The sequence below is a fragment of the Nonlabens sp. Asnod3-H03 genome, assembly GCF_045063665.1.
In the GTDB taxonomy this organism is placed as follows: Bacteria; Bacteroidota; Bacteroidia; order Flavobacteriales; family Flavobacteriaceae; genus Nonlabens; species Nonlabens ulvanivorans.
In genome coordinates this window covers 944989-967938 of the sequence record NZ_JBEFOD010000008.1, presented here as the reverse complement: position 1 = coordinate 967938, position 22950 = coordinate 944989, and the positions used below count along the sequence as shown (strand labels likewise).

Here is a 22950-nt window from a genome sequence, read left to right as displayed (position 1 = left end):
TTTCAAAAATAAGTTTCTCATACTATTCTTACAGTCTATATCCTAATCCTATACTTAAAGCCTCGGCACTTGCTCCATGAGATTTAAGGGTTAAGCTAGTTAGCCAATGATTAGTAATCCTACGTTGCAAGCCTATTCGATTATAAATTACTGATCCATAATTGATTTCATCGTACAGGTATACACCTAAATAGGTGAGCACACTGGTTTTCCCTATATGTAGTTCGTGGCCTGCAAACAAGCCTATTCTAGCTGTTGACTCATTACCTGTAATACCACTATTAGGGAAACTATTTGCCTGATAATCTCGATGCTCTTTTAAAAAATCTGTGAGCATTAACTCGGTACCGGCATGAATTGAACTCTTTTTATTTAATCGTTTATCTACGTAAAAGCTGAAGGTATAAAACGGAAATTGTCCACTACCTCGCAAGTTGCTCTCATTCCATCCATATCTAAGAATAGCATTAACATGAATAGGTTCTTTATATTTTTCAATACTCCATCTTTTATAAATTGGATTTTCTGGCTCTAAGGACCAGTTAAGACCTACATTAAAAAGAAGTGAATTAGTAGATGTGTTAGGCTCCTTAATATTTCCGTTTGAGTAATGAATTAAGGTAATTCCAGTTTGAAACCCTATGGAACCTATTAGATTTTCTTTACGGTAGTTTGCTTGCAGATAGGTTGCACTTGTGAAACGCGTACCGTAGGCTACATTCCTGAAGTTGGTTACTGGGTCATAAGGATTTGTCATATAAGCTATTCCTGTACCAATACTATACTGCAACTGTCTATGGAATGCATAAAAATTGTAGTGCGCATAAGCTCCAAAAGCTTCACCGAGTGACCTGTTCTTTAAATTTTGATAAGAAAAAGTAAACCCAAAATCTGGAAATCCATACAAAGATTGCCATTCCTTCTCACCATAAGTACGTTCATTATAGCGTAAGATTACACCTTCTGGATGACCCGTGATTAAGTGAGCGATATCTGAGTTGTGCTGTAGAACAGCTCCATAATAATAGCTCGCATCTATAGAGAATGAGCTTGAAACAGCTGGCTCATTAGTTTGTGCTAGAGACGCTTTCGCGAAAGCAAACAAAACAAGCACAATGATCCAATTATTCATTGTGCTAAAATATGAAATAGATTACTGCTCTGGAGCTAATTGAACAATGAGCCCTTCTAAATCAGTAGAAATAGGAATTTGACATCCCAAACGACTATTATCTTGCACATGTAAAGCTTCCCAAAGCATAGCTTCTTCATCTGGATTGCGCTCACCTAAATCGTGATCGCTCTTTACATATACCTGACAGGTGGCACACATTGCCATTCCTCCACAAACTGCTTCTACTGGTAGTTCATAAGCTTTACAAACTTCCATTAAATTCATGTTCATATCTGTAGGTGCTTGAACTTGATGCTCTACACCTTCTCTATCTATGATAGTAATATTTACATCTGGATCCATTATGAACCTATTTTTTTAATCACGGCTTTTTCTGCCTCTTTACGAGAACCATCAAAACCATCGATACCACCTACGGTAGTATATTTAAGAACATATTTTTTATTAGGATTCATACGCTGATAAACGCTTTGACACATTAAAGTTGCCTCGTGAAAACCACATAAAATCAACTTTAACTTTCCTGGGTAAGTATTCACGTCTCCGATAGCATAAATTCCCGGGATGTTAGTCTGATAGTCTAAAGTATTATCTACTTTAATAGCGTTTTTCTCTATTTCAAGACCCCAATTTGCAATAGGCCCTAACTTAGGAGACAAGCCAAATAATGGTACAAAGGCATCACATTCAATTTCTTGAAAACGCTTTGCTTCATCGTGTATTGTTATTGTTACAGACTCTACCTTATCACTACCTTTCACATCTGTCACCTCAGCAGGTGTTATCAAGTTAATTTTGTTCTGGGTAACTAATTCTTGAACTTTTTCAACGCTATCTAACGCACCACGGAACTCTTCTCTCCTATGCACGAGTGTCACTTCTTGAGCAACATTTGCTAAAAAGATAGACCAGTCTAAAGCACTATCACCACCACCAGCGATAACAACTTTTTTATCTCTAAAAGCTTCTGGGTCTTTAATCATGTAAGCCACACCGTGATCTTCATAATTCTCTATTCCTTCAATCTGTGGTTTACGTGGCTCAAAAGAACCTAATCCTCCAGCAATGGCTACAGCATTTGCATGATGTTTAGTTCCTTTATTAGTAGTCACTATAAAAGTACCATCTTCTAATTTCTCAATTTCTTCTGCTCGCTCGCCTAAAGTAAATCCTGGTTGAAAAGGCTTTATTTGTTCCATAAGATTATCTACTAAATCACCGGCTAGAACTTCTGGAAAACCAGGTATATCGTATATAGGTTTTTTAGGATATAACTCACTACACTGTCCACCAGGTTGCGGTAGTGCGTCTATTAAATGGCATTTTAACTTTAATAAACCTGCTTCAAAAACGGTAAAAAGACCTGTAGGACCTGCTCCTATTATAAGAATATCTGTTTCTATCATAACTTTATACTACCAACATTAAGGCCAAACGATTGACCTATGCAAAGGTCGGCATCAATTGGATTGTAACCAAGTCAACGGGAAGTATTTGAGTAATGAAAATGATTGAAAACACACTTTTAGTTAAGTAGTGTCAAAAAAAATTGAGGAACAATGACATTTATCAGTTTAACAAAGTAGTGATAAGGTCTAAACACGAGTTATTATAATTATTTGAAAACAGCCCAATCAAATAATCCCAACTCGTGTTTTAGTACGACCTATCCAAAACTAACGTCATTATTAAATAACAGGACGAATATATAATAAAATATATATCCTATAAGCTTAATAGGGTAATAAAATTAAAAAAATTATTTAATCAAATCCTTAAGTGTTTGATTTTCAAGAATCTCAAGAGTATTATCACGAACCTGAGTCATTAATCTATTTACAGCACAAGTTTCTTCATCAATACAATCATCACATTTTTCATAAAAATTGAGACTTACACATGGTAACATGGCTATAGGACCTTCTAGAATACGATGCACGGCCGACATACGCACTGTTGCTGGCGATTGCATTAAATAATAACCACCACCTTTTCCTTTTCTGGATCCTAGAATACTGTTTTTACGTAATTCTAATAAAATTGCTTCTAGAAATTTATGTGGAATATGCTCAGCATCTGCGATGGTACTAATTGATACAGGATCATTATTATCTAGTCTTGCTAGATAAGTTAATGCTTTAATTCCATATTTAGTCTTACGTGATAGCATGGTCAAATGTAGTATTTTCTAGAGATTAATCACTTCAATTAACCTCTAGAAAAAATAATAAAAAGATTATTTAACTGAGATTATTTATAAGTTACCACCGGACAAGATTTGACTATTTTTATGATATCAGATAAAAGTCCACGTGCCGTAACAGCTTTGCCTGCTCCGGCACCTTTTATAACTAAAGGATGTGCGGCATAAGACTCCGAATAAATCTCAAAAAACCCATCACTACCTTGCAATTGCCCGGCAGGGCTATCTTTTTTTACCACTTGTAGAGAAACTTCAAGACTCTTATTAACGACATCAAGTTTACCTAAGTGTCTTAACACCTCATCAGGCTGTAATCGAGATTTATGATGTTGTAAAGGTTTATCTAATTCTGTAATCCTATCAATGAATTGATTTGCAGAAGCTGTTTGTAAATCGGTTACTACTAAGTTTTCAATAATGATATCTGAAAACTCCACTTTTAATCCAGATTCTCGAGCTAGTACAAGCAGTTTTCTTGCGACATCATTACCTGATAAATCTTCTCGAGGATCAGGCTCTGTATATCCCTGCTTAAGTGCCTCTAAAACAATTTGTGAAAAAGGTACTTCTTCTTGAGAAAAACGATTAAAAATATACCCTAAAGAACCGGAAAAAACACCATTAACAGCAAATATCTCTTCACCGCTTTTATGTAAATTACGTATCGTGTCTACTATAGGTAAACCTGCACCAACATTAGTCTCATATTCAAATGACAATTCCCTTTCTTTTAGCAATAAACGTAAGTCATCATAAAATTCTTGAGATAATGTATTTGCAATTTTATTTGCAGTTACTACATGAAAACCTTGTTCCACTAGTTCTGGATAAAAGCGTGAAAGTTCTTTACTAGCAGTTGCATCTACCGCAATGCGTACCTCATCATTAGTCATTGCAAATTCATAAAAAGCATCAGGTCGCCTGGTTACAGATTGTTCAACAAAAACTTGTTCCCAATCCTCTCCAATTCCATCGGCTACTGTCAATACTTTCCGGCTATTTGCTAATCCGACTATTTTCAATTCAACACTTTGATTAATTTTAAAAAAATGTTGACTCTCTAATATTTGCTTAATCAACGTACTACCGACGTTGCCTAAACCAAATAAATATATATGTATGATATTCATAATTAAATTTTAGGCGCACTTTTTCACAAGCGCAATAGGTTCAATTTCTTTTAGATATTTTTTTAATATTTCCTCTACTTGTATGTGCTCTATTAAAAAGGCATCATGACCGTGAATACTATCTATTTCTTGGTACTCTATATCTCTATAATTATTTAATAAGTCAAAAGTTTCGCGATCCTCTAGGGCTGTAAAAAGACCATCGCTATTAATAGCTATTAACCTAATTTTTACTTCACTATTTGCAATAGCCTTTGATATGTTATCATCGTTATTTGTAGCAGCATTTGTAGTGGCTAGTAATTGATTCAACAACTTATAAGCTGGCAGCGTAAACCGCTCTTTAAGACTTTTACCATGATAATTCAACCACAACCTCACTTTAAAATCAGTTGTTATTTCTCTATTAAATTTATACCTTAGGCTTTGTGGAGTTCTATAAAATGTCATAGCATGCTGTCTCGCATCCTCTATCGGGTGAGTTGAATTTGAGAGCAGTCGTTCTTGAATATGACAGTTTGCAATGACCCAGTCTGTTGCTTTCCAATCTGCCGCGATAGGAATAATAGTACCGAATAATTCTGGATAAGACACTGCCATTTCCCAAAGTAAACAACCTCCTATACTACCACCGATGCCTGCATGAATGTAACATACTCTTAGCTCACTTAAAACCTGATAAAAAATACGAGCGACGTCATTTAATCGCCAGTCTTGATAATTATAAATCAAGTGCTCTACTTCTTCATCAAATCCATTTCCCGGTATATTGATAGAAATAACGGTATACCGACTAGTATCAACTACTTTCCCTGAACCTACAATCTCTGACCACCAATCAATTACCGAAGAATTACCAGTTAAAGCATGGTTAATCAATATTATGGGTGCCGTGTGTAATTGACACCCAAAAATTTGATAATTTACATGAACTGTTTGTGCTTTACCAATGCTTAATTTAAAATCTGGTAATTCTATATGGTTTAAAGAACCACTCATTATATCAATACTGATTTATCGATAGTAGAAAAAGCTTCTTCCAGGTCTTTTTTAAGATCTGATATATCTTCTAACCCAACAGATAGACGTATTAAATCTTTAGTTACCCCAGTACTTAATTGAGACTCATCATCAAGTTGCTGGTGTGTCGTACTCGCAGGATGAATAATTAATGATTTAGTATCTCCTATGTTAGCTAATAAAGAGAAAACTTTAGCACTATCAACAATCTTTTTAGCACTTTCATATCCACCTTTCACCCCAAATGTTACAATTCCGCTTTGTCCATTTGGTAAGTATTGTTGAGCGAGTTTATAGTAAGCATTATCCTCAAGTCCTGGATAATTCACCCATTCTACTTCATCTCTATCTCTTAACCATTTTGCTAATTCTAGTGCATTTTGACTATGTTTCTCAATCCTTAAATTCAATGTTTCTAAACCTTGAATAATTTGCCATGCATTAAATGGTGAAATTGCTCCACCTAAATCGCGTAATCCCTCTATACGCACTTTGGCAATAAAACTTGCTTCTTTTAACACATCTGCATATACTAGACCGTGGTAACCGGCACTAGGTTCTGTAAATTCTGGAAATTTCCCATTAGTCCAGTCAAATTTTCCGGCATCGATAATTACACCACCTAGAGCGGTTCCGTTTCCGTTAATATATTTAGTCAACGAGTGAATGACGATATCTGCTCCGTGAGCAATAGGATTTAATAGATAAGGAGTTGCTACGGTATTATCAACGATAAATGGCACACGAGCTTTAGTAGCTTGTGCACTTATCTTTTTTAAATCTAATACATCAAGTTTAGGATTCCCTAGAGATTCAACAAATACAGCTCTTGTGTTTTCTTGTAATGCATTTGTGAAAGCGTCATCCTCGTTAGGATCTACAAAAGTGGTGGTAATACCGAATCGCGGTAAGGTAACCGAAAGTAAATTGTAAGTACCACCGTAAAGAGAGCTGCTAGCTATAATATGATCTCCGGCCCTTAACAAGGTTAATAAAGTTGTTGAGATGGCGCTGGTTCCTGATGCTGTGGCTACCGCAGCAATACCACCTTCTAAAGCCGCAAGTCGTTGTTCTAGAACGTCTACCGTAGGATTATTAATTCTGGTATAGATATAACCTGGCTCTGATAGTGAGAACAAATTTGCTGCATGATCACTATCGTTAAACACGTATGCTGTGCTTTGATATAGAGGTACCGCTCTTGTTCCACCATTGTTTTTAAAATCATGACCTGCATGAAGTGCGTTTGTTGAAAATTTTTGATTTGACATTTTGTTTCTTTTTAAATTAAAAATTGATTTAAGAACAAAACCAAATTGAAAAGTACTTCCTGTCCAGACTTAAAGCCTAGATAGAAAATCAAAAAAGAAACTTGTTAGTATAACCTACTTACATGTGTATCATCTCGTCTCAAATTAATGAGCAGAATGTAGCACCTTCTTAACGAGTGTTAAGGGTTGCTAAGGAGTCGATGGGTCTGTTCCCTCGTCCTTTCTTGATAATTTCAATATGGTTATGAACGTGAGTGTAAAGATTCATAAAACTTTTTGAGACTACCAAACTTTTTACAAAATAAATTCCTACTAATACAGTAGGAATTAGTTATAATAAACTGAATTACAAATTTTTAAAGCAAACGTTAAAATTAAAAGCGATCACTAAACTCTATGAGAATAGTTAATAAAGCTATAATAACAATGCTCACATAGCGCTCATTTTATTACATTTGCACTTCAATTAGGGGAAAGATTTGGCTGCTTGCGACCTCGTTTTCATGTTCGAAAACATAAACGCTAAAACAGTGTACCGCACTCGAGCATACAGCCCTTTTTATCTTCTATAATTATTAATGTCGAGAGCGATTTTTAATTTCGCTTTCGCGAAAGCGCAATATTTAAAATGCCATATTTATTTACAAGTGAGTCCGTAAGTGAAGGACATCCAGATAAAGTTGCTGATCAAATCAGTGATGCCTTATTAGATAATTTTTTAGCCTTTGATCCAGAATCAAAAGTAGCCTGTGAAACTATGGTTACGACTGGTCAAGTTATACTTGCCGGTGAGGTAAAATCAAATACATATATAGACGCACAGCACATTGCTCGTGAAGTGGTTAACAAGATAGGTTATACCAAGGGCGCTTACCAGTTTAGCGGCGATTCTTGTGGTGTAATTTCTTTAATCCATGAACAATCACAAGATATTAATCAAGGTGTTGATCGTGAAAACAAAGAAGAACAAGGTGCAGGAGATCAGGGAATGATGTTCGGTTATGCAACGGCAGAGACAGATAATTATATGCCACTAGCCTTAGACATTTCTCATAAAATACTTATCGAGCTGGCAAAATTGCGTCGTGAAATGGATCAGATTACTTACTTGCGTCCTGATGCAAAATCACAGGTAACTATTGAGTATAATGATGATAACATACCGCAACGTATAGATGCAATTGTTATTTCTACACAACACGATCCTTTTAATGAAGATGATGATGCGATGCTTGCACAGATTAAAAAAGATCTTGTTGAAATTTTAATTCCTAGAGTTATTGAGCAATTACCAGCATATGCTCAAAAACTTTTTAATGACAAAATCACTTACCACATTAACCCAACTGGGAAATTTGTAATAGGTGGACCGCATGGAGATACTGGACTTACAGGTCGTAAAATTATAGTAGATACTTATGGTGGTAAAGGTGCTCACGGTGGTGGAGCATTCTCAGGTAAAGATCCTTCTAAGGTAGATCGTAGTGCCGCTTATGCTTCGCGTCACGTGGCAAAAAACCTAGTTGCGGCTGGCCTAGCAACTGAAGTTTTAGTGCAGGTTTCTTATGCCATAGGTGTGGTAGAACCTACTTCTATACATGTAGATACTTATGGAACATCAACTGTAGATTTAACCGATGGAGAAATCTCTAGAAAGGTTGCTCAAATCTTTGACATGCGTCCTGCTGCGATAGAAAGCAGATTAAAATTAAGAAATCCTATCTATTCTGAAACGGCTGCTTATGGCCACATGGGACGTGAACCACGCACAGAAACGCTGGTTTTTGAATCGCCATATAATGGTCGTGTAGAAAAAACCGTAGAGTTATTTACATGGGAAAAATTAGATTATGTGGACGATGTAAAGAAAGCTTTTTCTTTATAGAATCCTAGAAACTAAAACGTATTTAAAAAACAACGCCTCGTGAAATCACGAGGCGTTGTTTTTTAAATACTAATTTTCAATTAATGCTTTCACTCGATTGAATCGGTTTTTTAAATCTACTGAATCAACCTTATATTTTGACACTTCAATATATGAGGTATCGATTTTCTTAGATTCAAAACCGCTTATAATCTGATAGTATTGAGTTGTAAAATCAATTTTATTATTACCAGGATCATTTGAAGCAAACTTCACTTTATAAAAATTTCCTATTTTAATATCATCAGATATGTAAGCACTAGAACTTCCTGCATACTTTTTCCCTTCTACAAAGAATTCATAATGATAAGAACGCTTACTATATTTCTAGTAAACTGAAGATGTATAATTTACTCGAGCAAAAGTAAATTTGAATGAGTTATCGAGCTCTCTTTCATTTTGTAGCGTTTTAAAATAAAGAAACACAAAAATGGGAATAACAAGCAACCAATAATAGTTTTTAATAGTCTTCCATATATAATCTATTGACTTGTTCATCCATCAATAAACCTTCTCTCCCGTTTTTAAATACTTTTCCCATTCTTTAGAAAATACATGAACACGTTCTGTGGCCATATCATTTGAATCTACTAATGAATAGCCAGCATCTTTCCATGAAAAAATACTACCATAAAGATTAAATATATTCTTGAAACCTGCTTGTAAAGCCTTTTCACCATAATCTTCACTACGTATTCCTACAGAGCAATAAACAACAATAGGATTATCACCTATGACATGCTTTAAAGTATTTAACTTTTTGGCATCAAAATCTTCACCTACCCAAATGGCACCAGGTAAATGACTTACCTCATACTCAGGTTTTTTACGAGTGTCCAAAATGATATATTGATCATATTCCATCTTTAAGGTCTGTACAGTGATATACGGCACGGACATTCTATTATACTGATGCAATAATTCATTGATTTCTTGAGCTTGAATGCTGGTAGAAATGGATAAAAATGATATGAATAGGATTAGATTTTTCATTAGTTATAACGCTTGTGGTTTTCCTTGCAATAGTCGTTCCTCATCTGGTAGGATTTCCATATTATCCCATATTCCAGTTTCTAGTGTTAGTGCATATTCTTGTGGCAAGTTGTGCTTTTTCATTTGAGCAATCGCTGTTTGATGATCATAAACCACTGGAATGTGCCGTGCTTCAAAACCATCTTCATCATTTAATATCATAGCCCATGTGTGTGTTACTCCATCATTTGCAGGCATACCTATCACGCCTGGATTGAGCCATAATAAATTTTCATATTGATCTTTAAATGGCAATCCACAATGACCAGCTATGATAGTGTCTACTACTAAATCTTGGTAACTTTCTATTTTCTCTGCCCAATCGCTGGACTTGAATATGAATTGTGATACATAATCTGCGCTACCATGAACGACTCCTATAGTCCTGCCGCCATATTCAAAAGTGATGTGATCTGGTAAGGTGTTGAAATATTCTTTTGAGTTGGTGTGTAAGTTCGCTTTCGCGAAAGCGTACCAAACATCACTAAATCCGTCACAACGAGAACCTTCTGTAAAGTCACAGCCGCAATCTTCTTGATCATCACGCAATTGGATTTCTACATTACCTAAAATGCTGTATGGATTCCACTCTTGAAAAGTATCTAGAGTTTCTTGCGGTTGACCACAGTAACCTATAATGTCACCGGTACAAATACAATTTTCTGGCTCTATATGATGTTTTCTAGCTATCTCCATCACAGATTGCAATGCTTGTAGATTACTATAAACGCCACCAAAAAGGAGCATTTTACCTCGTTTATGACCTAAATCTTTTACTTTTTGAACCATATGGGAATTAAAAAGAGGATAAAACTAATAATTATACCATAGAAATTAATCCATAGTAATAAAGAATATTTACCGCTGGTATGAATGAGTTGATCTGGAAAAAGCTCAAAAATCAATAATACACCAAAAACCAATCCAGCGATGACAGATAGGAAATAACTAATTTTAGGAGCGTCCATTTTCCATAATAAAAACACTGGCGTGAGTCCTATAACCATTGTACCACTAATCGTTGTGGCACTTAAAATTTCTGCATTTAGAAATACAGGAATCGTTCCTAGAACTGCAACAACAACCATCATTATTCTACCAAAACTGACCGTTTTACCCAAATTTAAATCGATAGTCAGCATTTTTGAGAAACTAGAAAATGTACTATCTAGCGTACTAGCCGCACTGGTAATCATTATAAAATTGATGATAAGCAGTAGTACTACTCCTAGTTTTTTTGCAACCTCAACGGCGGCTTGTCCTTCTAATCCAGCTTGCTGTGCATACACACCTACCATACTAAATAAAACTATACAAATCGCTCCCAATAGTGCTGCCCATAAAAAGCTTTTTCTAGTAATTCTAGGATTACTTATAAAACCACGATCTGTTAATACTGGATCGTGAAATGGGTAACTGAAGCTTTGTAGAATGGCCGCAAAAAATAAATTCAAACCTAATTCCATAGACCAAGTTCCGCTAGTAAACATTTCCCCTACCTGAACATCTGGTTCTGTAAAAATAACGCCTAAAATAATTACCAGTAAAATAGAGAACAATACCATTTGGATTGCATCAGTAAATATAGAACTACTTAATCCACCTTTTAAGGTGTAAGCTAGAGTTAGCAATGTAAAGACAATTATGGCGGCATAATAAGCCGTAGTTCCTATATCACCGAAATAGGTTCCTATCACCATCGTGTTAGACCAGACTTCATTAAATAGTCTAAAACTAATTAATATCGAGAATACATTTACAGCACTTTTACCAAATTTAGAACTCAAAAAATGATGGATGCTTTCAAATCCACCTTGAACTCTCAATTGATAAATTACAATTCCTGCTACCGCAAATGACAAATAATAGCCTGCGTAAGCAACGCCACCTACTAGACCAAACGCCAGTCCTAGATTTGCAGCATTAGTAATGCTTTTTGCAAAAATCCATGAGATGATCAAACTACCTGTAAGCATTACCATACTAGGTTTCTTACCACGATGCTGTGCTTTAAAAAACGTCTCTACATCTTTAGCATATGGCGCCAGTATGAAAAATATCACACTACTCGCTATGATGAGAAGCCATTGTAAGGTTGATGTTTCTTTTAGAAAATCCACTTTTGGGGTTATTGGGTTACTGGGTTACTGGGTTACTGGGTTACTGGGTTACTGGAAATAAATATTTTCAAATTAGTTTTCGATTTCGAATTCAACTTGGATTTCATTACTCATCCCACCATACAGGTACATTAATATCATTATTATTAGTCGCACTAGCTGCTACATTATAATTATCTGCATTAAGCGCTGCTTCTTCTGCAGGATAAGGCATTCTTACCGGTATTAAATTATTATTTAAACTAGCCGATATGTTTTTTAAAACTGGGAAACCAGTTCTTCTATATTCAATCCATCCTTCATAACCATTGATGACACCAGCAATCCATTTTTGAGTAATGATTTGCTCAATAGGATCATTCCCATTTGCAGCATAAGCGGCTGTGGTAGTTAAATAATCCACGGGTAATGTTGTATTCCAATATTCAAAGGCTTGAGTTACCGCAGTTTCATATAAGGTTTGTGCAGGTGCAGTTATCAATCCTTTTTCAGCAGCTTCAGCAAGTAAAAAGTTAGTTTCCCAAGCGGTCATATAATTTGCATCTAGCATTCCTGTGTTCTCTCTGAAGATTGTTCCGGCAAGTGAATAGTCTGCAAGGCTTACTGATGTTGATGAAGCGTCAATACCGTTTAACAATCCTTCATAATCATCGCCGTTCCCATTATTTCCTCTAGGTCTAAAAAGAATGTCGATACGCGCATCATTTAATCCTTCTAGGATTTCCTCCATCGTCTCGCTCATCACAAAATTATTGAAATCTCCAGCTCTCAATCGTGCCATACGGAAGTTGTTAGGTTCACTATCTGTAAAGTTAAAAATGGCATTTTGAGTATTGTCTGCTATGTAATTTCCATCATCATATAATTCTTGTAAACGAGTGCTTATATTTTCTTTATCAGAGATTCTTACTAGCGCCTTTATCTTAAGACTATTTGCTAATCTTACCCAAGCTTGTAAATCGCCATTGTACAATACGTCACCATCTAAAGTAATAGATCCTGTATAATTTTCAATGGCTGCAATCCCTTTGTCAAGATTATCCAAAATCCCATTCTCTTGAAGATAAATATCTTCTTGTAAATCATATTTAGGTTGCACAATCCCATCTAAACCACGGAACGCTTCATTATAAGGAACATCACCATAAATATCTGTAAGTGCAGCGGTCATACAGGCTTTAAAAATCAGTGCTGGACCTTCATAAACCTTAAAAGCCTCGCTAGATCTGGACTGATTAAGGATCAATTCATTATCTCTTAAATTACGATAAAAAATAGGCCATGGATCACCACCTAATTGCGGACTTTTTAAAGCATGTCTATCAAAAAGATTAAAATCTAGTGCTGTCATATGCTGACCTAACAATCCACCGGCAACAAAGCCTTCATAAGACATCTCTTCTCCATAGTTATAAATGACCTGTCTCAACAATAAACTAGGTTGTACAGTTACTGGTGCATTAGAATTAGTATTTATCTCTTCAAAATCTGCTGTACAAGAAGTAATTCCTATACTTATGAAAGCGATTAAAAAATAGTATTTATATATATATTTCATAATGTGTGTTTTACAATTGAAACTTAAGTTCAAACTTAAATTTAGAATTGGATTCCTGCTTTAATACCTATACTTCTAGTAGATGCATATGACATATCCTCTACTCCACTTACAAATCCCTGACCTTGTACGGCAAGTTGCTCAGGATCAAAATGAGGAATTTCTGAGAAGGCAAAAAGGTTTCTACCTATTAGAGAAACTCTCATTTCTGCTCCATCATTAAATAGACCTAAAGCACCTTTATTTAAATCAAAAGAATACCCAATAGAGAACTGACGCAGCTTTAAATAACTCGCATCATATACATTATTCTCCTCGTGATTACGGTCATAAAACTGACGATAATAACTCTCAGCACTTACAGCGGTTGTGTTTTGAACATACACTGGATTATCTGCAGTGCCTGTGTTTACAACACCATTTGCTACGATTCCAGCATCTGGTCTATTAGCTGTTTCCTCTAGCTGTCCACCTACTGCAGCTAGAGCGAGAGTTCTAGAAACTAAAATTCCTCCTTGTCTCCAATCCAGTAAAAAAGATGCGTCCCAGTTTTTATAAGTAAAACTGTTATTGAATCCCATTGTAAAATCTGCATTATAGTTCCCTAGTTTTTTCAACTCAGGATCTGCGATAAAACGACCATCTGCCGTAAGAACAAAATCTCCATTTTCATTACGTAAATAACCAGTTCCATAAAGGTCACCTATACGGCCACCTTCTTCAACTTGATGCCAGACTGTTTGATCTTGACTATCATATACTCTTGAATAGGCTAGTGTTAACCGTCCTTCATCCTGTGGTAAATCCTCAACGATTGCTCTATTAGTCGCAAAGTTTACTGTTGAGCTCCACTGAAAGTCATCAGTACGTACAGGAATCGCATTTAAAACAACCTCAACACCTGTATTTCTAACAGATCCTGCATTTACTACCTGCTGACTAAAACCTGAAGAGATCCCGATAGGTAAAGAAAGTATCTGATCTGATGTTACAGCATTGTAATAGGTAAAATCTACATTCAATCGTTGCTTTAAGAATCTCATATCAAACCCTAATTCAACACTAGAGGTAGTTTCTGGTCTTAAATTCTGATTAGGGATAAAATCTTGATTTGTAAAAGTAGGTTGCGCATTTACAGGTGTCTGTGATATAAAAGTTCCTTGGGTTTGATAAGGATCTGTATCATTTCCTACTTGTGCATAACTGGCTCTGATTTTTGCAAAGTCGATAACTTTAGGTAAGTCTACTACGTTACTCAATATAAAACTAGTCGATACCGATGGGTAGAAGAACGAGGTATTATCTGCTGTAAAAGGTGTAGCTAGAGCGCTGGACCAATCGTTACGAGCAGTTATGTCTAGATACAGGAAGTTTTTGTAGCCTGCTTTCGCGAAAGCGTATAAACTATTAATTCTCTTCTCTGAACGGAAACCGAAACTCTCAATAGGACTAGCGGCATTATTCAAAGAAAAAATACCTGGTTGTGCTAGACTAGTCGTTTGAACCTGAGTAGTTGAGGCCGTTTGACTTAATCTGTTACCACCAATACTTGCGTCAAATGTGATATCATCAAACTGGTTTTTATAATTCAGTAAGAAGTCGGTGTTGATTTCTCGGTAAGTCACGTCATGCTCTGCATAGGCACCGTTTCTAAAACGGTTTGTAGAATAAGACCTTAAGAAACGGCGTTTCTCATTACTATAGTCCATTCCAGTCCTTACAGTAGCAGTCAACTCTGATGTCAACTGTTGAGTTAAAGAAACATTCCCATATAAACGATCACGGCCAAAACTGTTGCGATTCTCATTCAATATAAAATACGGGTTATCAAAGAAAGTATAGTTGAAAGAATACTGTTGTACACCTTCAAGACCAGGCTGCCAGTAGTTTCTTAAATTATCAATATTTAAAGATCGTGGTCCCCATGCGACTAGTGAATAATTTACGTTCTCACTTCCATAACCATTTGATGGCCTATTGTCAGATGCACTATTCACATAATTAATACTGGTGCGGATAGTTGTTTTATCACTAGGCGTAAAATTGAGCTTTGCAGCGACGCTTTGCCTGTCTAAATTAACGCCAGGAATAATGCTTTCGCTACGTAAATCTGTAAAACTAAAACGGTAATCTCCTTTTTCAAAGCCATTAGAAACTGCAATGTTATTGATGAACGTGTGCCCAGTTTCATAAAAATTCTTCAAATTATCTGGATTACTATTGAACGCTGTAGGTGTTATTGATAAACCGTTATATAGAGATGTATCACCACCACGCACAACCGTACCATCTGGCAAGGTGACTGGACTATCAAATTGGGCGATATTGATACCAGCGTCTAATCGTGGTCCCCATGAATAGGTGATGTTATCATTGGTTCCGCCACCTAGTCCATCTACATATTCAAATTGACCGCTATTTCCTTGCCCATATTCGTTTTGGAATTGTGGTAATTGAAAAGCTGTGTCTACAAAGAAACTGGTGTTATAAGAAATTCCTAATCCTTTCTGTTTTCCTCCATTTTTAGTTTCTATAATTATGGCTCCATTAGATGCTCTAGTTCCATAAAGAGCTGCAGCTGCCGGTCCTTTCAAAACAGATACGCTAGCGATATCATCTTGATTTAATTCTCCTGCTCCATTCCCGAAGTCAACTTCTTGAAATCCAGCTGCGGCCTCGTTTGTAAAATTGAAAATCGTATTATTATTTACTGGAGTACCATCTACAATAAATAATGGATTATTGTTTGAAAAACTAGCCTCGCCACGTATGGTGATTTTTGAAGAAGATCCGACTCCTGTTGCACCTTGTGTTACTGAAATACCAGCTACTTTACCTGCCAGATTATCCAGCAAATTGACCGCTTTTACTTCTTCTATTTGGTCAGCATCCAGTGTTTGCACAGCATATCCTAGCTCGCGTTCTTGTCTTTTAACGCCTAATGCTGTAACGATGATTTGATCTAATGAATCGCCTTCTTCTAGAATCACGTCTAGTGTTTGTGCACTAGTGACTGATAGTTTTTGCGATTTATATCCTATAAATGAGAAGACAATTGTAGCGCCTTCTTTTACTGTAATACTATAAGTACCCGTAGATGATGTGGTCGTCCCGTTACGAGTTCCTTGCTCTGCAATATTTGCAAATGCAACCGGTTCACCAGTATTGTCCTTTACGGTTCCTGTAATTGTAATTTGTGCTGTTCCTATTAAGCTACATAGAAACAACATGAATAGAGTAATTCTTTTCATGAAAATAAATAAAGTTGAAAAACACCCAATTAGGGCAATAAAAATCTTAAGCCGCTATAAGATCTGGCGAGCCTTTATTTGCAGGTTGAAAAAGAAACACCTGTTTATTGTAAAAAGTAGATTGCTTGTGGTTATTACGCTTACGCGAAAGCGTATTTAATAACAAAGCTATGATTAAACTACGAGCGTCTTTACCGGCTAGAAAGTGATACAAATCTGCCGTTGAATCAATATCTTGAAGTGTTTTGAGAATTGTAATCTGTCCTTTGTACCTTTTTAAATACTGTTGAAAGCAGTTGGACAATTGATCTGATTGCCACGGTAGGATTTCAAAATTTTCAGCATCAAATTGCGAGTGATTTAACCCTATGAGATATAAACCACCATCTTGTGATTTACCCAAAACAGAATTTCCATTAATTAAAGAATTTGCTGCTTTATGGATTAAATCAACAGATAATAATGGCGTGTCATTTCCGATACAAATCACCGATGTGTAGCCCAGTTTAAAAACATCTTCTATAGAGTTTTTAAATCTTAAACCAAAGCTATCGCCGCGTTGTTCTTTTTCTGTAAAATGATAATAATCAAGCCCAGAATTGCGTACTGTATTAAGAACATGATTATTTAAAACATCCATCACCGCAACGTCTACCAGTGCTTTACTGATAGCATCTACTCTTGCTGATTGAGCAAAAAGTAAAATGGCAGTTTGTGAATGATTATCAATCATATTATGCGACAACACCTTGACAACTACTACCTGCACCAGCGGTACATCCGTAACAGTGTTGAGAAATTTGAATCTTTCTATTATTTATTAAATCCTCGTTGTAATCATCAATATGCTGAATCTTATTGTCGATTTTTAGGTCGAGCATTTGATTAAAATCACAATCATATAGCCAGCCATCCCACGAGATTGAGATGGTATTTGTACACATTACATTCTCTACAGCTGCAGGATTGTAAGCATCTACTAAAGCATACATGTAGTCTTCATAATTCTCACTAGCGACTAGATAATCTAAGAATCGAGCTATAGGTAAATTAGTAATTGCAAAAAGGTTATGAAATTGAATATTAAAATCTTCTAGTAATGCTGCTTTCATATCTTTTTCCATACTCGCCTGATCACCTGGTAAATATGCACCACTAGGATTATATACTAGATCTAGTCTTAAATCACTACCTGGCATTCCATAACCACGCTCATTTAATTCTTGCAAAGCCTTTATAGATTTATCAAAAACACCATCACCACGTTGTGTATCGGTCTTTCCTCTAGTCCAGTGAGGCATAGAACTTACCACATGAATATTATGTTTTTTAAAAAAATCTGGTAAATCGTGATACTTAGGATTTGCTCTTATAATCGTCAAATTAGAACGCACAATAAAATCCTTAATCCCAGCAGCACTTGCTTGTTCTACAAAGTATCTGAAATCTGGATTCATCTCTGGCGCTCCACCAGTTAAATCTAGCGTGTGTGCTCCTGTGGTTTTAATCACATTAACGATTTTATCCATCGTCTCGCGCGTCATAATTTCTTTACGATCTGGTCCTGCGTCCACATGACAGTGAGCACAAACCTGGTTACACATATAACCTACATTCACTTGGATAATCTCAAGTTTTTTAGGTCGTAGTGGAAACTGGTCGGTTGTATCTTTTATTTTCTTTGCAAACGATGGTAGCTCTCCATTAGAAAAAGGCTCTCCATTAAGAATAGCCATTTGCTTATTAATATTTGCTAAGTCTGAATCTCTCTTTTTTAAAGAAGTCTTTGTATTTACAGCCATAAATTATGGTCACTTTTTATTTAATTACGTAGTTATTTCTACTACGGTTTTGCATAAGTAGTCAGAATATCTCACAAAACTGTCACTATTGCGCTATATGTCTAAGTCTAAAGGTAAAATATACGAGCTTGTGGGAAATATTTACAATCATCTCTAAATCTCATAAACGATTGAGAATACAGCAGTATTCCTTTAATGGTATTCAAAAATAGTTTTCAAGTCAATCGAGACGCCTATTAGAATATTTACATTTCTAATTTATTGACTTTATTCATCATTTGAACTCCATGTACTAGTGTTGCTCCAGCTTGAATTGCCCCAGCAACATGAACTGCTTCCATCATTTCACCTTTTGTGATTCCTCTTTTAAGAGCATCTCCTGTATAAGCATCTATGCAATAAGGGCAATGCACAGCATGTGATACAGCAAGTGCTATTAGTGATTTCTCGCGGGCGGTTAATTCTCCTTCTTCAAAGACTTGCCCATAGTAATCAAAAAACTTTGTTCCTAACTCTTCACTCCATTCTGTGATTTTTCCAAATTTTCTTAGATCCTTAGGATCGTAATAGGTCTTATCCATAATTATATTTTGTTACTAAAATAAGTTTATTCATTAAGGCATAAAAAAACCGCTCAACAACAGCTAAGCGGTTTTCATACAAATATATCTTATTTTATTTACGTACTTCCCATACTCTATATCCATATGGTGGAAATGTAAAGTTATAATCTGCAGGAATGTTAGATTTTGAACCTCTAACTGCATCGGTCATTTCACCAACTACGGTTGGTGCTTTAAATTCAACCAGTTGATCTGAAAAGTTTGCTACATAAATAACCTTGTGGTCATCTTTTTGCCTCTCTATCGCATAGATTTTTGAATCTTCAGTAGTATTAATACGTCTATAAGATGCCGCATCTTTACCTCCATTTAATGCTGGATTAGTTGCTTTTAAGGCTCCTAATTTTTCCATCATATTCCATACTTTTCCTTTCTCATGTGGAATTTGATCTTTTTCAAAAAACTTCAATCGTTCTGTCATACCATATTCCTGTCCTGAGTAAATTAATGGCATACCTGGTATCACATATTGTAATGCTAACATTGCTTCACTTGCGTCACCCATTCTTTCAGTAACACTACCGTTCCAGGAATTCTCATCATGGTTGGTAATAAAATTCATTAAAATATCGTCTGACTGATAATTCTCTTCAACCCTTAACATGTATTCATCCCATGAGTTCACATCAGTTTTTCCTTGTGCTAGTTCATTCATAATATGATGACCTTCCCAATTGTAACCCATATCAAAAGCATCTATAAAAAGATCTTTCTTTTCACTTTCTGCAAGCATAAATACTGGCTTTACATCTCTAATAGACTTTGCAGCATAGTTCCAAAACTCTGTAGGAACCTCATGAGCAACATCACAGCGGAAACCATCAACATTAAAAGTGTCTACCCAATAAATCATAGATGAAGACATGGCATCCCATAATTTTTTGTTTTCATAATTTAAATCTGCAGTATCAGTCCAGTCCGTTCCTTTAGGATGAATGATATTTCCTTTCTCATCTTTAGTATAAAAATCTGGATGTTTTTCAATCCATAAATTATCCCATCCAGTATGATTTGCTACCCAATCCAAGATCACAAACATCCCGTTTTCATGCGCTGTTTCTATCAACAAATTTAAATCTGCCTCTGTACCTAGGTCTGGATTAATTTTCTCATAATCTGCAACTGCATAGTAGCTGCCTAGATATTTTGCACGTTCCACAGGATCTTTTATATCTTCTACCATTAGATCTCCTTTAGCTTTTCTATTCTTTTCAGAAATAGGAAAAACAGGCATTAACCAAATCACTTTTACACCTAGTTTTTTAAGTTCTGGAATATCTTTTGTAAACTCATTGAAAGTTCCTTTTTCAGAATATTGTCTGATGTTAGCCTCATAAATGACAGCATTCTCTAGATCTTCATTTGTAATCGGTGAGTATGCACTAGAGGTGTCGTCCTTTACCTCTTCATCATGATCTTTTAAAGCTTCTTTACAAGAGAATAAGGTCATGGCTGCAAAAAGTAAAACAAGCCATTGTGATGTTGATTTTTTCATAAATAATTATTCTTGTGTTGATTCTTTTAATTTGGTTTGTATAATAGCAAAGTTACGTGGTTTTACTTGGATTTTTTTATCAGTCTCAAGCGCATTAAGGACTTTAATATCCATTAAATCAGCATTACTAGATTTAGTAAAAACGTTAAGTAGTATGGCATTTTCATTGAAATACACTGTAGTTTTTTCTCCAAAGTAAGTGCGTTCTAAAACAAACATCCCATTGGTATCACTCAATATTTGAGTTGTCCCATAAAGTAATGACATAGAGTTACGCCTCAATTCTACTAATTCTTGAACCAGTTCCTTTAAATTCAATTCACGTTGAGACAAGTCTTTAAACTTCATCATCTTACGATTATCGGGATCATTTGCACCTATGCTTCCATACTCGTCTCCGTAATAAATTACAGGCACTCCAGGAACAGTCATATTAAATGCTTGTAACATACCCAACCTATCAAAGGCTGTCGTATCACTCATACCTATCTCGCGAGTCCATCCAGCTTTTTTAGCATCTTCTTCAAAAGAAACATCGCCACTAGCATAGCTTATAAAACGTGCTCTATCTTGATTACCTGATATATTTCCCATCAGGTGATGGTGACCATAGTATTCTAATCCTTTATAGAGTGTTTCTGCCAGATTAGAGAAGTCGCCATCTGCTTTCGCGAAAGCGGAAACAGCAGCATCATACTGGTTAAAATCAAATTGTGCATCTAACATTCCTGTGCTTACATAACTGCGTATTAAATCATAAGAACCATAAGTTTCACCTATCTGATAAATAGGGCGATCGGTATTGCTACGCACCTTTTTAGTTAATGTTCTCCAGTACACCTCTGGCACATGTTTAGTAGCATCGTGACGGAAACCGTCCAATTCATAATTAGTCACCCAATAAAGTGCAGAGTCTGTCATTTTCTCAACAACCTCAGGTTTTGAGAAATCTAGTGTAGGCATAAAGGTATCAAACCAAGTTGTTAATCGCTGGTCGTCCCATCGCTCTGTGTTCAAACTACCATCTTCTAGATAAAGGTTTGTTGCCCATTCTGGATGTTCTTTGTATAGTGGATGCTCTTCATGAACATGATTTGCTACATAATCTAAAATGACATTCATATCTCGATTGTGAGCTTCTTCTATGATCTCCTTAAATAATTGTTCATCACCAAAACGATAATCAATTTCAGTATTTGAAATAGGCCAGTAGCCATGGTAACCACTAAATTTTGTTCGTGGCTCAGGCCAAAGTCCATAAGCACCTTCTGGGTTTTGCGTTATAGGCGATAACCAAATAGTGTTAATTCCTAATTCTTCAAAATAACCGTCCTTAATTTTGGCCAATACTCCTGCGAGATCTCCACCCATGTAATTTGCTTTAGGTAAAATTTCTGGATCAGGCACCGGTTTTGTATTTGAAGGATCGCCATCTAGAAAGCGGTCTACCATCATAAAATATAAGACCTGATTATGAAAGTCTGATCGCGCAAGTTGAGATGGATCTTGAACTACATTCCCATCTTGTACAGGAACTAACAAATCATTTGTGCGACCATTTGCATCACTGGCATAGATTCTTACTAATTGTGTTTGAGAATTACGGTTTGTAAAATCCTTTTCTGGCAACTCTACTGTATATGAATTACCGTTTTGAGAAGCACTTATCATTTGGTTTTCATAAAGCACCACAATATTTTCAAGTGCTCCAGTAGTGGTAAATGTAAAGCCATTATCTAGTATTTTACCATATGCTAATTGTGCTGGCGCAGCTGTTCTAGAATTATCTATAACTCTATTAAAACCTCCCATACCGTTACTGATTACTTGAGGCTCACTACCCGTCAACTTTTCTTCTTTTCCGTTTTCAACAAAAATGTATTGAAACTTCCCTTGTGGTATCGTTGCATTATAAACCAATTGACCATTCTCTTCTATTAAATCAACGGTTGACCAGTTTGTGAACTCGCCTTTAAGTTTGACATTTTTTGAGTTACCTGTGTAAACAATAGTCATCATTCTAGAACTACTTTTAAAAACTGGAATGTCATTGCGCACACCATCAGTCCATAAGGTTACATGAGAAACATATGGCGCCACAGAGTCCATTTCTATTTTTAACGGCTCATTGTAATTGCGAGTATCTTCATTAAACAGAATACCTTTACCATAAGTGATACTATCTAATTGATTAACATCCAGTAAATAATCTGAAGTATATACTTCTGTGCCCGATGTAGATGAATAAATAGGCGTGGTCATTGCTTCGATAATACTAGGTCTATTATCACCTGTATTCTTTTCTTCTTTTTCATCACAGCTTATTAGAAAGATTGCGATAAAAATGGTAAATAGTTTTTTCATGTTTTAATTTTCCAGTTAGCTA

General features: G+C 35.7%; 19 protein-coding genes and 1 riboswitch. Of the genes, 1 reads left to right on the top strand and 18 read right to left on the bottom strand.

Features of this window, described 5'->3' with window-relative positions:
* Positions 1-28 precede the first annotated feature (28 nt).
* From ACJJVI_RS07550 to ACJJVI_RS07520, 7 genes are all read right to left on the bottom strand, one after another.
* Positions 29-1132: an acyloxyacyl hydrolase gene (locus ACJJVI_RS07550; protein ID WP_405351264.1), complete on the bottom strand. Its 1104-nt coding sequence runs from the start codon at positions 1130-1132 to the stop codon at positions 29-31.
* A gap of 21 nt (positions 1133-1153) precedes the next feature.
* On the bottom strand, positions 1154-1477 hold the full coding sequence (locus ACJJVI_RS07545) for a 2Fe-2S iron-sulfur cluster-binding protein (RefSeq protein ID WP_036582522.1): 324 nt from the start codon (positions 1475-1477) through the stop codon (positions 1154-1156).
* Positions 1477-2541, bottom strand: a complete 1065-nt coding sequence (locus tag ACJJVI_RS07540) for an NAD(P)/FAD-dependent oxidoreductase (RefSeq protein WP_042269574.1) — start codon at positions 2539-2541, stop codon at positions 1477-1479. The genes ACJJVI_RS07545 and ACJJVI_RS07540 overlap by 1 nt, the downstream gene beginning before the upstream one ends.
* 353 nt (positions 2542-2894) lie before the next feature.
* The gene (locus tag ACJJVI_RS07535) at positions 2895-3305 is read right to left on the bottom strand and encodes an Rrf2 family transcriptional regulator (protein WP_036582526.1); all 411 of its coding nucleotides are present in this window, start codon (positions 3303-3305) and stop codon (positions 2895-2897) included.
* An 80-nt stretch (positions 3306-3385) separates the two neighbouring features.
* Positions 3386-4468: a hypothetical protein gene (locus ACJJVI_RS07530; protein ID WP_042269572.1), complete on the bottom strand. Its 1083-nt coding sequence runs from the start codon at positions 4466-4468 to the stop codon at positions 3386-3388.
* A 9-nt stretch (positions 4469-4477) separates the two neighbouring features.
* Positions 4478-5467, bottom strand: a complete 990-nt coding sequence (locus ACJJVI_RS07525) for an alpha/beta fold hydrolase (RefSeq protein ID WP_042245713.1) — start codon at positions 5465-5467, stop codon at positions 4478-4480.
* Positions 5467-6759 (bottom strand): O-acetylhomoserine aminocarboxypropyltransferase/cysteine synthase family protein, encoded by a 1293-nt coding sequence (locus tag ACJJVI_RS07520; protein ID WP_036582534.1) that lies wholly within the window; start codon positions 6757-6759, stop codon positions 5467-5469. The genes ACJJVI_RS07525 and ACJJVI_RS07520 overlap by 1 nt, the downstream gene beginning before the upstream one ends.
* 126 nt (positions 6760-6885) lie before the next feature.
* Positions 6886-6993: riboswitch (SAM riboswitch) on the bottom strand.
* A gap of 394 nt (positions 6994-7387) precedes the next feature.
* On the opposite strand from ACJJVI_RS07520, the gene metK reads away from it, so the two are divergent.
* Positions 7388-8644: a methionine adenosyltransferase gene (gene metK / locus ACJJVI_RS07515; protein WP_036582537.1), complete on the top strand. Its 1257-nt coding sequence runs from the start codon at positions 7388-7390 to the stop codon at positions 8642-8644.
* Positions 8645-8713: 69 nt separating this feature from the next.
* On the opposite strand, the gene ACJJVI_RS07510 is transcribed toward metK, so the two are convergent.
* From ACJJVI_RS07510 to ACJJVI_RS07460, 11 genes are all read right to left on the bottom strand, one after another.
* Positions 8714-8899 (bottom strand): hypothetical protein, encoded by a 186-nt coding sequence (locus ACJJVI_RS07510; protein ID WP_405351260.1) that lies wholly within the window; start codon positions 8897-8899, stop codon positions 8714-8716.
* Between the two features lie 285 nt (positions 8900-9184).
* Complete coding sequence (locus ACJJVI_RS07505; protein WP_397302983.1) at positions 9185-9676, bottom strand: rhodanese-like domain-containing protein; 492 nt, start codon at positions 9674-9676, stop codon at positions 9185-9187.
* Positions 9677-9679: 3 nt separating this feature from the next.
* Positions 9680-10504, bottom strand: a complete 825-nt coding sequence (locus ACJJVI_RS07500; protein ID WP_042245700.1) for a metallophosphoesterase — start codon at positions 10502-10504, stop codon at positions 9680-9682.
* A complete protein-coding gene (locus ACJJVI_RS07495; protein ID WP_405351257.1) occupies positions 10489-11835 on the bottom strand; it encodes a sodium:solute symporter family transporter in 1347 nt (448 codons plus the stop codon). Before ACJJVI_RS07495 ends, ACJJVI_RS07500 begins: the two co-directional genes overlap by 16 nt.
* A 106-nt stretch (positions 11836-11941) precedes the next feature.
* The gene (locus tag ACJJVI_RS07490) at positions 11942-13393 is read right to left on the bottom strand and encodes a SusD/RagB family nutrient-binding outer membrane lipoprotein (protein WP_405351255.1); all 1452 of its coding nucleotides are present in this window, start codon (positions 13391-13393) and stop codon (positions 11942-11944) included.
* 41 nt (positions 13394-13434) lie between these two features.
* A complete protein-coding gene (locus ACJJVI_RS07485) occupies positions 13435-16644 on the bottom strand; it encodes a SusC/RagA family TonB-linked outer membrane protein (protein WP_405351253.1) in 3210 nt (1069 codons plus the stop codon).
* A gap of 46 nt (positions 16645-16690) precedes the next feature.
* Positions 16691-17377, bottom strand: coding sequence for a DUF2064 domain-containing protein (locus tag ACJJVI_RS07480; RefSeq protein WP_036582551.1), 687 nt, complete (start codon positions 17375-17377; stop codon positions 16691-16693).
* Position 17378: 1 nt separating this feature from the next.
* Positions 17379-18446, bottom strand: a complete 1068-nt coding sequence (gene arsS / locus ACJJVI_RS07475) for an arsenosugar biosynthesis radical SAM (seleno)protein ArsS (protein WP_036582554.1) — start codon at positions 18444-18446, stop codon at positions 17379-17381.
* 245 nt (positions 18447-18691) lie between these two features.
* Positions 18692-19027, bottom strand: coding sequence for an arsenosugar biosynthesis-associated peroxidase-like protein (locus ACJJVI_RS07470; RefSeq protein ID WP_006796759.1), 336 nt, complete (start codon positions 19025-19027; stop codon positions 18692-18694).
* Positions 19028-19121: 94 nt separating this feature from the next.
* Positions 19122-20564: an alpha-amylase family glycosyl hydrolase gene (locus ACJJVI_RS07465; protein ID WP_042296065.1), complete on the bottom strand. Its 1443-nt coding sequence runs from the start codon at positions 20562-20564 to the stop codon at positions 19122-19124.
* A gap of 6 nt (positions 20565-20570) precedes the next feature.
* Complete coding sequence (locus ACJJVI_RS07460; protein WP_405351249.1) at positions 20571-22928, bottom strand: alpha-amylase family glycosyl hydrolase; 2358 nt, start codon at positions 22926-22928, stop codon at positions 20571-20573.
* Positions 22929-22950 lie beyond the last annotated feature (22 nt).